15 protein-coding genes are annotated in these 16,682 nt (G+C 51.2%); 9 read left to right on the forward strand and 6 right to left on the reverse strand.

The features are described 5' to 3' along the window. Positions 1 to 106 precede the first annotated feature (106 nt). Positions 107 to 1,090 (reverse strand): zinc transporter ZntB, encoded by a 984-nt coding sequence (gene zntB, locus AC07UY_RS20455; RefSeq protein ID WP_494660548.1) that lies wholly within the window; start codon positions 1,088 to 1,090, stop codon positions 107 to 109. A gap of 287 nt (positions 1,091 to 1,377) precedes the next feature. Here zntB and AC07UY_RS20460 point away from each other — a divergent pair, with 287 nt between their 5' ends. After that, entirely contained in the window at positions 1,378 to 3,492 is a 2,115-nt protein-coding gene (locus AC07UY_RS20460) for a putative bifunctional diguanylate cyclase/phosphodiesterase (protein ID WP_494660549.1), read from the forward strand. A gap of 67 nt (positions 3,493 to 3,559) precedes the next feature. Beyond that, the gene (locus AC07UY_RS20465) at positions 3,560 to 4,792 is read left to right on the forward strand and encodes a GGDEF domain-containing protein (protein WP_494660550.1); all 1,233 of its coding nucleotides are present in this window, start codon (positions 3,560 to 3,562) and stop codon (positions 4,790 to 4,792) included. Between the two features lie 102 nt (positions 4,793 to 4,894). Here the strand turns inward: AC07UY_RS20465 and smrA are convergent, their stop codons facing one another. Next, positions 4,895 to 5,458: a DNA endonuclease SmrA gene (gene smrA / locus AC07UY_RS20470; protein WP_494660551.1), complete on the reverse strand. Its 564-nt coding sequence runs from the start codon at positions 5,456 to 5,458 to the stop codon at positions 4,895 to 4,897. Between the two features lie 225 nt (positions 5,459 to 5,683). Here smrA and ogt point away from each other — a divergent pair, with 225 nt between their 5' ends. From ogt to uspE, 3 genes are all read left to right on the forward strand, one after another. Next, a complete protein-coding gene (gene ogt / locus AC07UY_RS20475; protein ID WP_494701835.1) occupies positions 5,684 to 6,199 on the forward strand; it encodes a methylated-DNA--[protein]-cysteine S-methyltransferase in 516 nt (171 codons plus the stop codon). 194 nt (positions 6,200 to 6,393) lie between these two features. Then, a complete protein-coding gene (gene fnr, locus AC07UY_RS20480) occupies positions 6,394 to 7,146 on the forward strand; it encodes a fumarate/nitrate reduction transcriptional regulator Fnr (RefSeq protein WP_015964308.1) in 753 nt (250 codons plus the stop codon). Positions 7,147 to 7,297: 151 nt separating this feature from the next. Beyond that, positions 7,298 to 8,248: a universal stress protein UspE gene (gene uspE, locus AC07UY_RS20485; protein WP_494660552.1), complete on the forward strand. Its 951-nt coding sequence runs from the start codon at positions 7,298 to 7,300 to the stop codon at positions 8,246 to 8,248. 87 nt (positions 8,249 to 8,335) lie between these two features. Here uspE and AC07UY_RS20490 read toward each other — a convergent pair whose 3' ends face one another. Continuing rightward, positions 8,336 to 8,596 (reverse strand): DUF2534 family protein, encoded by a 261-nt coding sequence (locus tag AC07UY_RS20490; RefSeq protein ID WP_494701834.1) that lies wholly within the window; start codon positions 8,594 to 8,596, stop codon positions 8,336 to 8,338. A gap of 247 nt (positions 8,597 to 8,843) precedes the next feature. On the opposite strand from AC07UY_RS20490, the gene AC07UY_RS20495 reads away from it, so the two are divergent. After that, positions 8,844 to 9,869: a mechanosensitive ion channel family protein gene (locus AC07UY_RS20495; protein ID WP_494701833.1), complete on the forward strand. Its 1,026-nt coding sequence runs from the start codon at positions 8,844 to 8,846 to the stop codon at positions 9,867 to 9,869. 63 nt (positions 9,870 to 9,932) lie between these two features. Then, positions 9,933 to 10,496, forward strand: coding sequence for a DJ-1/PfpI family protein (locus AC07UY_RS20500; protein ID WP_494660555.1), 564 nt, complete (start codon positions 9,933 to 9,935; stop codon positions 10,494 to 10,496). 72 nt (positions 10,497 to 10,568) lie between these two features. On the opposite strand, the gene AC07UY_RS20505 is transcribed toward AC07UY_RS20500, so the two are convergent. Then, on the reverse strand, positions 10,569 to 12,182 hold the full coding sequence (locus AC07UY_RS20505) for a peptide ABC transporter substrate-binding protein (protein WP_494701832.1): 1,614 nt from the start codon (positions 12,180 to 12,182) through the stop codon (positions 10,569 to 10,571). Positions 12,183 to 12,375: 193 nt separating this feature from the next. Here AC07UY_RS20505 and mpaA point away from each other — a divergent pair, with 193 nt between their 5' ends. Next, positions 12,376 to 13,104, forward strand: a complete 729-nt coding sequence (gene mpaA / locus AC07UY_RS20510; RefSeq protein ID WP_494660557.1) for a murein tripeptide amidase MpaA — start codon at positions 12,376 to 12,378, stop codon at positions 13,102 to 13,104. Here mpaA and ycjG read toward each other — a convergent pair. Next, positions 13,079 to 14,044, reverse strand: coding sequence for an L-Ala-D/L-Glu epimerase (gene ycjG, locus AC07UY_RS20515; RefSeq protein WP_203361071.1), 966 nt, complete (start codon positions 14,042 to 14,044; stop codon positions 13,079 to 13,081). The two genes, mpaA and ycjG, sit on opposite strands and share 26 nt — an antisense overlap. A 115-nt stretch (positions 14,045 to 14,159) precedes the next feature. Between ycjG and tpx the strand changes: the two genes are divergently transcribed. Beyond that, positions 14,160 to 14,666, forward strand: coding sequence for a thiol peroxidase (tpx, locus tag AC07UY_RS20520; protein ID WP_203361070.1), 507 nt, complete (start codon positions 14,160 to 14,162; stop codon positions 14,664 to 14,666). Between the two features lie 53 nt (positions 14,667 to 14,719). On the opposite strand, the gene tyrR is transcribed toward tpx, so the two are convergent. Then, entirely contained in the window at positions 14,720 to 16,261 is a 1,542-nt protein-coding gene (tyrR, locus tag AC07UY_RS20525; protein ID WP_203361069.1) for a transcriptional regulator TyrR, read from the reverse strand. Between the last annotated feature and the right edge of the window lie 421 nt (positions 16,262 to 16,682).

Raw genomic sequence — 16,682 nt, forward strand, 5'->3', positions numbered from 1 at the left:
CATTCACCTGCGAGAGAGATATTGCCCCGAATAGGTAGATGGTTTATTGACTTCGCTCAAACTATACGGCGTTTTTACACTCACACAGGGCAAAAAATCGTTGATGTTACAACCATTTACTGCGATGCAACCATAAAGTAACACCGCTAATCAGCACCACTAACAGAATGCAAAACAGGGAAAACCCAAATCGCCACCCCCCTCCGGGTATTCCGCCAAGGTTAACACCGAACAAACCGGTCAAAAATGTGCTTGGCAAGAAAACCATTGCCATCAATGACATGGTATAGGTTCTGCGAGACAGTGATTCCTGCATCACCTGCGCAATTTCATCGGCCATAATGCCTGTGCGCGCGATGCACGCGTCAATCTCATCCAGCCCTCTTCCCAGGCGATCGGCAATGTCCTGCATCCGACGACGCTGATCGTCATTCATCCACGGCAGGCGTTCGCTGGATAACCGCGCGTAAACGTCTCGCTGCGGCGCCATGTATCGGCGCATCACAATCAGCTGTTTACGCAGCAACGCCATAAAACCTCGTGGTGGAATTTGCTGATCGAGAAGGTTGTCTTCCAGGTCGATAATTTTATCGTGAAGCTGTTCAATGAACTCGCTGGCGTGGTCGGTTAATGCGTCGCAAACATCCACCAGCCAGCGGCCGCAATCTTCTGGGCCAGTGCCTTCCTGCAGATCGCTCACCACATCATCCAGCGCCAGAACTTTACGCTGCCGGGTGGAGACAATCAGACGCTCATCCATATAGAGACGCATCGCAACCAGTTGGTCGGGGCGTTCGTCGGTATTGCCGTTGATGCAGCGTAATGTGATTAACGTCCCTTCCCCCATCCGGCTCACTCTTGGACGCATGCTTTCGCCCGCCAGCGCGTTGCGCACACTATTGGGCAGTAACGGCGTGGTCGCCAGCCACTGCGCGCTGTCAGGATGGGTATAATTAAGATGCAGCCAGCAGGGGTGTGCGTTGTCAATAATGTCGTTATCTTCTAACGGCTTCACGCCGCCATTGCCGTCCAGCAGCCAGGCAAAGACAGCATCCGGTACGTTAACTTCCGATCCCTTAATGGCTTCCACAACGCCTCCACAGTCATTCATTCTCACCGATAGTCTAGCCTTCGGCGCATGTTAAGCAATATCTCATTATCACATTGTGCTGAAATGATTCAGAAATATCGCTCAACTCGCCAGCAGGGATCCCTTCGCTTGTGCATCCCCTCTGGATCCGTGTTTTCTACCGGTTTAGTGAGTGTAATGTGGTTGTTCTATGTGAAAAAAATGTTATTCGTGGCGTGTTTTGCCAGGTCGGTGACACAAATTACTGCTAGATTTATCTGCACGATATTCTCTCAATGGAGAGCCAGATGTTGCACGTTGCCTGGGACCCCGTTCTGATTGGCATTTCGTTTTTAGTCGCTTTTATCGCTTCTTTCGTTGCCCTCGACAGTGCAGGTAAAGTGGCGATCTCCAGTCGTCGTGGTTCGGCTTTCTGGCGTTTTTCTGGTGGAGCGACACTTGGCATGGGCATCTGGTCAATGCATTTCATCGGGATGCTGGCGATGAAAATGAGCATGCCAATGAATTATCATTTTCTCCTCACCGCGTTATCGTTGCTGATCGCCCTGGTGGCCGCCACGCTGGCTATCACTATCGCCATTTCCGGCGATACGCTTTCAGGGAAAAGGCTCGTGGTGGCGACAGGAATTTTGAGTTCTGGCGTGGTGAGTATGCATTATGTCGGGATGGCCGCCATTCAGGAGCATTCCGCGATTATCTGGGATGCGAGCCTCATTTTGCTCTCCGTCGTGATTGCCGTGCTCGCCTCCGGCGCCGGATTATGGCTGGCATTTCATCTACGACAACATTCCCGCAGAGTACTCATCAATCGTCTTATCGCCGCGCTGGTGATGGCGCTGGCGATTTGTGCGATGCATTACACAGGCATGGGGGCAGCCACATTTACGCATTATGCGCATACACAGCACACCGGCATCAATACGGTCGAGTTGTCGGTCTGGGTTTCTGCCATTACGCTGATGATTCTGGGTATTATGCTGATTATTTCGATGGTCGATTCGCAGTTGCGAACCTCGCGACTGGCAGACAATTTACATCAGTTAAATTCCCGTCTTGAATACCAAACCCAGTTTGATGCCCTCACCGGTCTTGCTAACCGCACACAAATCGATATGTGCCTGCAAGATTGTCTGCACCATTGTGCCCTGCACCAGCAACATTTTGCCCTGGTGTTTATCGATTTAGACCGGTTCAAAATGGTGAATGATACATGGGGCCATCACATTGGCGATCAGCTACTGATTGCCAGTGCACAGCGGATCCAAAAATGCCTCGACGACACGATGACGCTAGCCCGACTGGGTGGGGACGAGTTTATTCTGCTCGTGCCGGGGAGCACGAAAGCATCGCTATCCTCCTTACTGACGCGGATTGCCGGGGAAATCAATACCCCCTTCTCGCTCTCCGGGCACATGATTCGTGTCTCGCTGAGCGCCGGGAGCAGTTTTTATCCTGAACATGGTTCCACGCTGCACGACCTCAAAGTGAAAGCCGACGTGGCCATGTATCATGTTAAGCAGAAAGGCAGAAATGGCTGGGCGATTTATACGCCTGAAATGGAGGCCCTTGTGGCCTCCGCGGCAGGGATCCTGCAGGGCCTCCCTCTGGCGCTCGAGCAACAGCAATTTGAGTTGTGGTTTCAGCCTAAATACACGGCCGGGGACCATGCTCTCACCGGTTTTGAGGCCCTACTTCGCTGGCGGCATCCTGAACAAGGACTGCTGTTGCCGGGTGTATTCCTGCAAGCGCTGGAAGATACAGGGCTTATCATCCCGGTAGGAAACTGGGTGATTCAGCAAGCCTGTTTCCAGCTTCATCAGTGGAAACAACAAGGGCACCCAGAATGGTCACTGGCCATCAATCTTTCCCCTACCCAATTTGAGCAACATGATATCGTCGACATTGTTTCTAAGTCGCTGAAACGTTATCACCTCTCGCCGACGCAATTAACGCTGGAAATCACTGAAAGTGTTGCCTTTAAAAATTTAACGCGCAGCGTGGAAATATTGAATACATTTTCTGAAGCAGGGATCATCGTTTCTATTGATGATTTCGGGACCGGTTATTCAAATATGTTGATGTTAAAATCACTTCCGGCCCGTGAGTTAAAAATTGACAGGGTATTTATTAAAGATCTCGCTGAAAACAGCAAGAATATGAAAATAGTGTCTACTATTATCGACATTGCGCATTCCATGAATATGCGCGTGGTCGCTGAAGGTATCGAGACCCCTGAGCAAGAAATGCTGTTAACCCGCATGGGCTGCGGCGTTCTGCAAGGTTTTTTGTTTGCAAAACCGATTCCAGCGAATAGAATCCCAGAATTGATCCAAAGAGACAGTATCGTAAAGCAGTTGAAAGCTGTGTCCCCATTAACTCCGCAGCAAACTATTTCGCTGTAAGAGATTGATGATAAAAATGATCTGCCAATAATTGGCTGCACAGCATGTGAAGATAACAGGATTATCGATGATTGCACACGAATTCAATGCCCTTGATTTATTAACCGTTCCTGTTTGGATTGTCTCACCACATAAAGAAGCGCTGGTATTTGCCAATACCGCAGCGCGGGAACTGATGCAGGAAAATACATTCAGCCAACTGCGAAAAGGGTTATTTTCGGCACATGCGCAAATTGAATTGTCCATGTATATCACTGACCTACGAAATAAGCGGGATATTGTCGAAATCCTGACAGTGAATTCTCATGGTCAGGAAAATGCGCTGACCTGCCGACTTTCCATCAAAACACTCGCAACTGAGGACGATGTGATTGTCTTTGAGGGGTTCGAAGTGCAGGCGGTTCAGGGACTCAAGGCTAGCCGTTCGGCAAACTATCAACGCAAGAAACAGGGCTTCTATGCCCGTTTTTTCCAGACAAACACCGCGCCCATGCTGCTTATCGATCCTTCACGTGAGGGGCTGATTGTGGATGCAAACCTGGCGGCCATGAACTTCTACGGCTACAGCCACGAGGTGATATGCCAAAAGCATACGTGGGAAATTAATGAATTAGGCCGTCATGTGTTGCCTGTTATGCATGAAGTCGCGCGCCTGCCCGGAGGGCATAAGCCGCTCAATTTCGTGCACAAACTGGCTGACGGCTCCACCCGTCATGTACAAACGTATGCCGGCCCAATCGAAATCTACGGCGAACGGCTGATGTTGTGCATCATCCACGACATCACCGAACAAAAGCGGCTTGAGCAGGAACTGGAGCGAGCTGCAATGCATGACGAGCTCACCGGTTTATTGAACCGAAGGCAGTTTTACCAGCTTACCGAGCAGAGCCAGACGCCCCATTTAGCGCTGACACAGGATTACAGTTTGCTGCTGATCGACACCGATCGCTTTAAGAGCATCAACGATCTTTATGGCCATCTGAAAGGCGATGAGGTGTTGTGTGCCCTTTCACGCACGCTTGAAGCCCATGCCCGTAAAGGCGATCTGGTTTTTCGCTGGGGGGGCGAGGAGTTTGTGTTGCTGTTGCCGCGAACACCACTGGATACGGCAATGACCATTGCCGAAACCCTGCGCGCCAGTGTCGCCAAAATCAGTATCGCTGGCTTACCGCGTTTTACGGTCAGTATTGGTGTGGCGCGACATGAACAGAATGAAAGTATCGATGAGCTGTTTAAACGCGTGGACGATGCGCTATACAAAGCCAAAAATGACGGACGTAACAGGGTACTCGCCGCCTGACTTCGCGTGAAACTGTTGATGCGTCTTGGAAGACGCTGGTTATTCTGTCCTGACGTTGCGGCCCGCCCCTGGCGGCGCAGGCGCATTTTTACCGTGATAATACTAGCGGCTGCGTTTGGCGTGACGTTCCCAGTTTTCTTGTTTCGCCTGCGCGGTTTTGCGCAGCGCAACATAGCATGCACCGCTACCGCCATGATGCGGTAACGCCGAACAATAGGCCTGTACATCGTCGAATTCTGTCAGCCATCGGGCGACATAGCTGCGAACAACATTAGCATGTGAACTGTCTTCCCGTCCTTTACCGTGGATAATCAGTACATTACGTAAGCCGTCCTGCAGTGCCTGTAAAATGAAACTGAACAGCATCTTGCGGCACTCTTCAACCGGTTGGCGCAACAAATTCAGACTCGCCTGCTGGCTGTACTTACCTAAACGCAGTTTGTCGGTTACCCCTTGCTGCAAACCTTCCCGGCGAAATTCCAGTGGCTGACTGAGCGGGATAACATCCAAAAAACCGGTGGTGAGAAAATTATCAAGCTGGAGCGTATCCAGACGCTGCGGGGCGCGCTGATTACGCGTGGGCTGCCAGTGTATATCCGTGCAACTCTTTAGCGGCTGGACATCCTCCATGGCGTCAAGAAATAGCGATGTGTCGTCAAGGTTCATGATTCATCCTCCAGCTTTAGCCTCTGTACTATCATAACCGCACGGTATTATGCCGACAACGCTTTACAGTTGTTTCCAATAACAGGTCTGGATGCACCGCAGTGTGGGGCGCAGAGCGACCCCACCTTCTCTTTTTAGGGTATAGATGGCGATCATCGTCGCATGATATCTTGTCTTTTTTACCGACCGTGTCGGTGATATCCCCGTTCAGAATAAGGGAAACGGATGCTGAAATTACTTCAAGACAACATTGCGACCCGGCTGGGGCCGCTGTGGGTGATTTGCGATGAACAATTTCGCCTGCGCGCTATCGAGTGGGAGCAGCACAGCGAGCGTATGGAGCAATTGCTGGATATTCACTACCGCAGCGAAGGGTACGAGCGTGTTGTCGCCAAAAATCCCGGCGGCCTGAGCGATAAACTCGCTGACTATTTTGAGGGCAATCTCAGCATTATCGATACGCTGGAAACCGCCACCGGCGGCACCGATTTTCAACGTGAGGTGTGGCGGGCGCTACGGTCCATTCCGTGCGGCCATGTCATGCATTACGGTCATTTAGCCGAACAGTTAGGTCGTCCTGGCGCCGCACGCGCTGTCGGTGCCGCCAATGGCGCGAATCCCGTCAGCATTGTTGTGCCCTGCCACCGCGTCATTGGACGTAATGGCACGATGACCGGGTATGCCGGCGGCGTGCAGCGAAAAGAGTGGCTACTGCGCCATGAAGGTTACCTGCTACTTTAAAATCCAGGCAATTCGTGCCATCTACTTCACAGTTTACTGTAAAGTAACTGCAGATATTTTAATGTTTTTCAAAGAGATATAAATATTCACTCCACTTATGTCTGAATTATCCCCTATTGGGAGTAGCTCAGACTTACGTGCTCACCAAAAAGATGTTAAAATTGACAAATATCAATTACGGCTTGAGCAGACCTATGATCCCGGAAAAGCGAATTATACGGCGCATTCAGTCTGGCGGTTGTGCTATCCATTGCCAGGATTGCAGCATCAGCCAGCTTTGCATCCCGTTCACACTTAACGAGCATGAGCTTGACCAGCTTGATAATATCATCGAGCGTAAAAAGCCTATTCAAAAAGGCCAGACGCTGTTCAAAGCAGGTGATGAGCTGAAGTCACTCTATGCTATCCGTTCCGGCACGATTAAAAGCTACACCATCACCGAACAAGGCGATGAGCAGATCACCGGTTTTCATCTTGCAGGGGATCTGGTCGGTTTTGACGCCATTGGTACCGGTCATCACCCGAGTTTTGCCCAGGCGCTGGAAACCTCAATGGTATGCGAAATCCCGTTCGAGACGCTGGATGACCTGTCGGGCAAAATGCCGAATCTGCGTCAACAGATGATGCGTCTGATGAGTGGCGAGATCAAAGGCGATCAGGATATGATCCTGTTATTGTCGAAGAAAAATGCGGAAGAACGTCTGGCTGCCTTTATCTACAATCTGTCTCGCCGGTTTGCGCAACGTGGTTTCTCACCGCGTGAATTCCGCCTGACCATGACGCGTGGCGATATCGGTAATTACCTTGGGTTAACGGTTGAAACCATTAGCCGTCTGCTGGGGCGTTTTCAGAAAAGCGGCATGCTGGCGGTCAAAGGTAAATACATTACGATCGAAAACAGCGATGCGCTGGCAGTTCTGGCGGGTCATACGCGTAACGTTGCCTAATCATTTCGCAAACGTGTCAGTTATCCTTCTGTCAAATCGGTAGATTTCCCCGATTTATTGATCTGGCAGAAGGTTCTTCCCTGTTTCAATTAGCATATATGGGTTACTCTTTTAAATACAAACTGCGGTGACAGTTGTAAGGAGACCCTGTATGGCTATGTATCAAAACATGCTGGTGGTCATCGATCCGAACCAGGACGATCAACCAGCATTACGGCGAGCTGTTTATTTGCATCAACGGATTGGTGGAACAATCAAAGCCTTTCTGCCGATCTATGACTTTTCCTATGAGATGACTACCCTGCTGTCGCCTGATGAGCGCACGGCAATGCGTCAGGGCGTCATCAGCCAGCGAACAGCATGGATACGTGAACAAGCAAAATACTATATTGATGCAGGCATTCCTGTTGATATTAAAGTGGTCTGGCACAACCGTCCCTTTGAGGCGATTATCCAGGAAGTCGTCAGTAACAAGCACGACCTGGTTCTGAAAATGGCGCACCAGCACGACCGACTGGAAGCCGTCATCTTTACCCCTACTGACTGGCATCTGTTACGGAAATGTCCAAGTCCGGTCTGGATGGTGAAAGATCAGCCCTGGCCAGAAGGTGGCAAGGCACTGGTTGCGGTAAATCTGGCAAGTGAAGAACCGTACCATAATGCGTTGAACGAAAAACTGGTCAAAGAGACGATACAACTCGCAGCGCAGGTCAACCATACCGAAGTGCATTTGGTTGGCGCTTATCCTGTTACGCCTATCAATATTGCCATTGAATTGCCTGAATTTGATCCGAGCGTTTATAACGATGCGATCCGCGGACAGCACCTGCTGGCGATGAAGGCGCTGCGTCAGAAATTCAGTATTAATGAGGATGTCACGCACGTTGAAAAAGGCCTGCCGGAAGAAGTGATTCCTGATTTAGCAGAACATCTGCAAGCGGGGATTGTGGTATTGGGTACGGTCGGACGCACGGGGCTCTCCGCAGCGTTCCTCGGTAATACGGCGGAACAGGTCATCGACCATTTGCGCTGTGACCTGCTGGTCATCAAACCCGATCAGTATCAGACGCCGGTTGAGCTGGACGACGAAGAAGACGATTAATTAGCTAATGAAAATGCCGGATGGCGGTGTAAACACCCTTTCCGGCCTGCTATCAAGGCCCGGCCGATGCGTCGGGCCTTTTTCTGCTCAGTGTTTATCCTCACCGCCCAGGAAATAGATCCCCAACGGAATCGCCAGCAAGATCGTAAAGACCAGGCTGTAGACGAAAATCATCGAAGATTGAATGGCATACATTGACGTCGTCCAGTCAGACAGCGGGATATCGTATTGCTCTATCACCCCTCCGATGGTCGCTCGCGTCACCACTGACGCCGCGATGATAAATACCCCCAGCAGGCACAACAGAAACTTCTTCCCCTTTGCTGTCTTCAGCGTTGCCATGATCATAGTATCGTCCTTTTGCTGATGAAAACCCTGTTACTTGCGCGTAACAATACCATGACAATACGCGATTGTCTGCCCGAGAAACCGTGACATTACGTTCACATTATCGGCATTCTTCTACAATTAGCGCTAAATGCGCTATTTTTTTCGCCCATTCCATTATCCGCGATGCGTCTATGCTGCATAAAATGTCATCCTTTCAGATTGGCCGTAATACATAAATACTCCTCCAGGAACAACAACGATACCTATGACTGCGGATCTCATTTTAAAAAATTCATTCAATCTGGCAGTGATTTTCAGTTGTAGCGCCGCACTGGTCATGATGCGATTTTGGCTTTACCGTAAATTAAAATGGCAGAAAGGTTTTATTTTTCACGCGGCCCAGTTCTTTATTTACGCGATTATCATCGGTACGATGGGTTGCATCATCAATAACGCCATCGAGAGCTACAGGCTAACGTTCATTTCAGCCAGCGTGATCGACTTTATCTGCACCTCACTGATTGCGCTTATCCTGACGATAAAACTGTTTTTAGTGATCAACCAATTTGAGAAAGCGCAGATCGATAAAGGCCGGGATGTCACCAGCGCCAGAATCGTGTCACGTATTATCAAGATCACAATTATTATTTCGATCGTTTTACTGTACGGCGAACATTTTGGCATGAGTTTATCCGGTCTGCTGACCTTTGGCGGGATCGGCGGTATCGCCGTCGGGATGGCGGGTAAAGATATTCTCAGTAACTTCTTTTCTGGCATCATGCTTTATTTCGACAGACCGTTTAGCATCGGCGACTGGATCCGTTCTCCCGACAGAAACATCGAAGGCACAGTGGCTGAAATTGGCTGGCGGATCACCAAAATTAATACTTTCGACCACCGTCCACTGTACGTTCCGAACTCGATATTCTCTTCAATTAGCGTAGAAAACCCAGGCAGAATGACCAACAGACGCATCAAAACGGTGATCGGGTTACGTTATGAGGATGCCGGTAAAGTCCGCGAGATTGTCCAGGCAGTCACAAGTATGCTTCAACACCATCCTGATATTGACCAAAAGCAGACGCTGCTGGTTTATCTCAACGAGTTCGGCGATTCATCACTGAATATTCTGGTCTATTGTTTTAGCAAAACCACGGTATGGAAAGAATGGCTCGCAGTCCAGCAAGATGTTTATTTGAACATTATTGATATCGTGCAGAGCCACGGCGCTGATTTCGCGTTTCCCAGCCAGACGCTGTATATCGATGATGCCAGTCTTCGGTCCCAGTAGTTCGCATTCCCGCGTCCTCCAGGCTATATCTTAGACATCTTTATTCATACAGGGGTGGTGAGGATGGGCAAGAAAATTCTAATGCTGGTGGGTGATTACGCTGAAGATTACGAAACCATGGTACCGTTTCAGGCATTGCAGATGATTGGTCATCAGGTTGATGCGGTCTGCCCTGACAAAACCAGAGGCGACTATATCATGACGGCGATTCATGATTTTGATGGTGCCCAAACCTACAGCGAGAAACCCGGTCACCGTTTTACGCTCAACGCCGACTTTGCGGCGGCGGAAGAAAAGAATTATGACGCGCTGTTGATCCCCGGTGGGCGGGCGCCGGAATATCTGCGCTTAAATGATAAAGCCATCAAACTGGTGCAGGCGTTTGACGCGGCGGGTAAACCTATTGCCGCCGTTTGCCACGGCGCCCAATTGTTGGCTGCCGCCGGAATACTCAAAGGACGCACATGTAGCGCCTACCCGGCCTGTGCGCCGGAAGTCCGGCTCAGCGGCGGGCAGTATGCTGACATCGGTATCGACCAGGCACATGTTGACGGCAATCTGGTCACCGCCCCCGCCTGGCCTGCACATCCACAATGGTTAGCAAAATTTGCCGAACTATTACAGTAGTCAAAGGTTGAACGGATAAAGAGACGCTGGCGCGATTATAGCGCCAGCGTTGGGTTTATTGTTGACTGTATATCAGTGTTTCACAATATACATGGTCCGGCTGTAGGCCACGTCTTCCGGGTTGGTGATGGGATAACCTTTAAGCCAGGGTTTAATTAAGCGACCATTGGTGTACTGATAAATTGGCGCAATCGGCGCCTGCTCCATCAGGATTTTTTCCGCGGCATTATAATCCGCATTACGTGCCTGCGCGGTATTTTCCAGGGTTGCCTGAGTCAGAACCTTATCGTATGCCGGGTTGTTGAAACGAGAAATATTACCGGAATGCGTTGAGGTCAGCAGCGAAAGGAAAGTAGACGGCTCGTTGTAATCCCCGACCCAGGACGCACGGATCACATCAAAATTACCGGTATTACGGCTATCAATATAGGTTTTCCATTCCTGGTTTTGCAGTTTCACATCCACACCGAGGTTTTTCTTCCACATCGATGCCACGGCAATCGCAATTTTCTGATGATTTTCAGACGTATTATACAGCAGCGTCAGATTTAACGGACGATTCGGACCGTAGCCTGCCGCCCTCAGTAACGTTTTGGCCTGCGCATTCAGTTCTTCCTGACTCATTTGCTCAAACGGTGAAGGTTCAGGTGTAAATCCTGCCGTCACATCCGGGGTAAAATGCCAGGCCGGTTTTTCCCCGGTGCCTAACACTTTTTCAGCCATAATACGTCGGTCGATGGTCATGCTTAATGCCAGGCGCACACGAGAATCCGCGGTAGGTCCTTTTTGTGTGTTAAAGGCGTAATAATACGTCCCCAGTTGCGGCGGGGTATAAACCTGATTGGGAATATCCTTCATCAATTTCTGATACAGATTTTTCGGGAAGGACTCCGTGATATCAATATCACCCGCCAGATAACGTTTGGTCGCGGATGATTCCTGGTTGATGGGCAGGAACGTCACTTTTTGGATGACGGTTTTCGCATTATCCCAGTAATACGTGTTCGGCTCGACGACCAGCTTTTCATTGACCACGCGATCTTTTAAAACATAAGCGCCGTTGCCGATCAAATGGCCTGGCTTAGTCCAGTCCTTTCCACTCTCTACGTTGGCTTTCTGCACCGGATAAAAGGCAAAGTTGGCGGTCAGATTCGCAAACCAGGGTAACGGTTTATCCAACTGGACTTTTAAGGTTCGCGCATCAACGGCAGTCACGCCCAGTTTATCTGGCGTGGCTTTCCCATCGATAATGGCCTGCGCATTATTAATTCCCGCCAGCGCCGCAAACCAGGCGAACGGTGACAGTGTCTTCGGATCCACCAGACGCTGCCAGCTATAGACAAAATCCTGTGCCGTAACCGGGCTTCCATCTGCCCATTTGGCGTTGTCGCGCAGGGTAAACGTCCAGACACGGTTGTCATTACTCTTCCACTGGGTGGCGACACCCGGAATAATTTCACCTTTGTCGTTTTGATTGACCAGGCCTTCGAACAGGTCACGAATCACCTGAATTTCTGGTAATCCAACGGCTTTAGCCGGATCAAGCGACGCAGGCTCATCTTTAATATGGCGCACCAGCTCTTGTTTTTCTGCCAGAACCGTTCCGTTGGGAACATCGGCAGCATGTGTCTGAAAAATGCTGCTAACCAACAGCGCACAACAGGTTACTGAAACAGAGAGCTTCATAAGGTACCCCAATCGATAAGTTAATCCTGAATAAAATGACGGCGTAATTATTTGTTTTAACTATGGGAAAAGCAAATAACTTCCCGCACAAAATTGATATTACAACGAGAATAAGAAGTCTATGAAAACGATTTGATTATCCGCGAAATTTGCACAACACTGCGAATAATAACTCCAGCATTCAGAGACGCTTATGACCGTTACTCGCCCTCGCGCCGAACGCGGCGCATTTCCGCCTGGCACAGAACACTATGGACGTTCACTCTTAGGGGCGCCGTTGATCTGGTTCCCGGCTCCTGCCGCCGATCGTGAAAGCGGTCTGATTTTAGCGGGCACCCACGGTGATGAAAATTCATCGATGGTCACGCTCTCCTGCGCGCTGCGCACCCTCACCCCGTCTTTACGTCGTCATCATGTGGTGCTGGCCGTCAATCCGGATGGTTGCCAGCTCGGGCTGCGCGCCAATGCCAACGGTGTCGATTTAAATCGTAACTTTCCGGCGGCAAACTGGAGGGCGGGCGAAACGGTGTATCGCTGGAACAGCGCCGCAGAAGAGCGCGATGTTGTGTTACTTACCGGAGAACATTCGGGGTCGGAGCCGGAAACCCAGGCGTTGTGCCAGCTCATACACCGTATTCACCCTGCCTGGGTCGTGTCATTCCACGATCCGCTGGCCTGCATTGAAGATCCAAAAAACAGTGAATTGGGTGCGTGGCTGGCGCAGATGTTCGAATTGCCACTGGTGACAAGCGTAGGTTACGAGACGCCAGGATCCTTTGGCAGTTGGTGTGCCGATCTCAACCTGCACTGCATCACCGCCGAGTTTCCGCCTATTTCTTCCGACGAAGCCAGCGAGACGTATCTGCTGGCAATGTCGAATCTACTTCGCTGGCATCCTAAAGATGGAGTTTTCCGGTCGTAAAATGCAGTGCTGGCTCGACATCCACCGCCAGCCAGGTCGGGCCATCGAGATCGGCGAAACTCACCTGCGTCGTCAGCGGTAACGCTGCGCTGATCGCACGCGACGTGCATAACATGCAGCCCAGCATTAAACCGAAACCTTGCGCTTTGGCTTCGGTTGCTAATGCTAATGCTTCCGTCAGCCCTCCGGTTTTGTCCAGCTTAATGTTGACCATCTCATAGCGCCCTTGCAGCGATTTCAGGCTGCTACGGGTATGGCAACTCTCATCTGCGCAAATGGGCAGCGGGTGAACGAAATTCTCCAGCGCGGCATCATCGTGCGCCGGTAATGGCTGCTCCAGCATCGCCACCCCCAAATCGGCCAGTAGCTGACAGCGGGCCGCCAGACCACTCGCATGCCAGGACTCATTGGCATCGACAATCAGCGTCGCCTCAGGAACCGCCGAACGAATCGCCACCATACGTTCGCTGATCAGATGATCATCGAGCTTCACTTTCAGAAGTGTCGCCCCGTTTTCCCACAGGGCCGCCGCGCTGGCCGCCATTTGATCTGGCGTTCCAATCACCACGGTTTGCGCCGTAATCACCGGTGAATCCAACTCGATACCAACGAACTCGATCAGTGTTTGCTGCTGTTGACGGGCGCTTAAATCCCACAATGCGCAATCTACAGCGTTACGCGCCGCGCCAGCAGGTAACAGCTGTTGTAAGGTTTCGCGGGTTAATCCTTTTTCCAGTTGCGGGGCAATGCTCATGACCTGCGCAAGCACTGAGGCATCACTTTCGCCATATCGGGGGTAAGGCGTACACTCGCCCGTCCCCTTCACACCGTTTTCTTCCAGCTCCACAACCACCACATGCGCTTCGCTCCGACTCCCTCGCGCAATAACAAAGGGGGTATGCAGTGGCCAGGCTTCCTCATACACCTTCACCGATCTCATTCGTGCTCCTTATGTTGCGGCGGTGTGCGATTCACCACAAATAGCGTTTGCTGTGTTAACTACTGATGGCATAAACTAACCGCGACGTTAACTATATGTAAACAGGAAGATAACCATGTCACAAACCGTTCATTTCCAGGGCAACCCCGTTGCAGTCGCCAACTCCATTCCTCAGGCTGGTAGCAAAGCGCAGGCTTTTACCCTCGTGGCAAAAGACCTGTCTGACGTCGCACTGACTCAGTTTGCTGGCAAACGTAAAGTGCTGAATATTTTCCCGAGTATTGATACCGGCGTATGTGCGGCATCGGTACGTAAGTTTAACCAACTCGCGACAGAAATCGACAACACCGTCGTGCTGTGCATTTCTGCCGACCTGCCGTTTGCCCAGTCTCGTTTCTGCGGTGCGGAAGGTCTGAGCAACGTTATCACCCTCTCCACGCTGCGTAACAGTGATTTTCTGAAAAACTACGGTGTGGAAATCACCGAAGGCCCTCTGAAGGGTCTGGCCGCGCGTGCCGTGGTGGTGGTCGATGAAAACGACAACGTCATTTTCAGCCAGCTGGTGAATGAAATCACCAACGAACCTGACTACACCGCCGCGCTGGACGTCCTGAAAGCGTAATCCTCGCGGATACAAAAATGCCTCCAGATTTGGAGGCATTTTCATTTTTGCAATTACTCGTCGTTCTTCTTCTGGCTCAACCCATATTCACGCAATTTATTGGCAATCGCGGTGTGTGACACCCCCAGCCGTTTCGCCAGCTTACGCGTGCTGGGATAATTGCGATAAAGCTGCGTCAACACAGAACGCTCAAAACGACTGGTAATATCATCCAGTGACCCTTCCATCGCATCTTCTCCGACAGCAACGGTCGCGGCATCGTAATCCGGCAATAAAATATCCTGTGGGCGCAGCTCGTAACCTTCCAGTTGAGTCAGCGCACGGTAAATGGCGTTTTTGAGCTGACGCACGTTACCGGGCCAACCGTAACGGGTGAGTACCGTTCCAAGATCGGCCGCCAGTTTAGGCCTTGGCACACCCTGCTCATCGGCAAAACGCGCCACGAACAGCTCGGTGAGCGGCATAATGTCCTGTGGGCAGTCGCGCAGCGGCGGCAGGTTGAGCGTCAGAACATTCAGGCGGTAATAGAGATCTTCGCGGAACAGTCCTTTTTGCACCAGTTCCACCAGGTTCTTCTGGGTGGCGCAAATCACCCGGACATCCACGTGAACCTCTTGATCTTCGCCCACCCGACGGAACGTACCGTCATTGAGAAAGCGCAGCAGTTTCGTCTGCATACGCGGCGACATCTCGCCAATTTCATCCAGCAACACCGAGCCGCCGTTCGCCTGTTCGAAGAACCCTTTTTTGCCTTCCGGCGCGTGGCCAAAGAGCTCACTTTCAACCGCATCCTCCGGGATGGACGCGCAGTTCAGCGCCAGATACGGTTTTGCTGCGCGCGGGCTCGCCAGATGACAGGCATGTGCAAAGAGATCTTTCCCTGTCCCGGTATCCCCGGTGATCAACAGCGGCGCGCTCAACATTGCCAGCTTACGAGCCTGCTCAACCACATGTTTCATTTTGGCGCTAACGGCAATCACCTGGCTAAAGGCGCTCAGATCCTGGGTGTTGAGGTTCTGCAACTGACGCCCCATCCGCAGGGTGGAACGCAGCATCACCACCGCGCCTGTCAGCATATGTTCGTCGTTCTCGCCCTGAAGATGGACTGGCGTAATTTCCATCAGGAAATTCTGACCGTTGATCACGACATGTTCGTTGTGGGAGCCTTGTGGATTCCCCTCCAGCCAGCGCTGGAAGTTGAAACCATTGATCAATTGCGCCGCCGTGTGATTGCGCATGCGCTCCGGGTTTTGCGCGAAAAGCTGACAGCTCGCGGGGTTCGCCATCTCCACTTTGCTTTTCATGTCCAGCGACAGAACCGGCTCCGGAAGCGCCTCAAGCAAGGCGCTAAGCGCCAGATGCTCGCGCTCGGAGGGCATCCACGGCACGGTGCGCACATCAGTGACGCCCGCGATGCGACGAATCTCCGCCATCAGGCTGCTGAAGTTGGTGAACTCCAGTTCAGCAAAATTAAGGTAAATCCGCCCGATGGGGTCAATCTCAATACCACGTAAATCAATGCTGCGAAGTACCAGTAAATCCAGCAATTCACGGGTCAGACCTAGACGATCTTCACAAAAGACTTCCAGACGCATGGGAACCTTCACCTAATCAATGAACTATTAAACAGATGATAAGCCACTATTCGGTTAGCAGGAAGGAGTCTGTCAACAAATATTGACAGCATGGTGGAAATTTGGGCGCTGACGCGTAAAGCTGTACGGTCAGCCTAATGCTGGTCAGTTAAGAAATGAGGGAGAATCTGTCACTCTGATGAAGGGTGACGTTCACCTTATGTCCACAGCCTCTCTACAATCACCCCACCTGTGAACGTGCAAGGGAGGTTCACCGCCACCTCCCTTGCAACCCTGGCTCCCGGCGGGAAAATCGTCGCTTCGCGATACATTCGCCTTATTCCGTCTGCCTTTCGGGTCGGGGCTGAAGTGGTCTACTTAATTTGGACACAGCCAGAGGTTCTTTGTCTTTCCATCTCGGTGGGTGTCAACCCACCGTTGT

Source organism: Citrobacter sp. GW821-FHT02E08, from assembly GCF_059421685.1.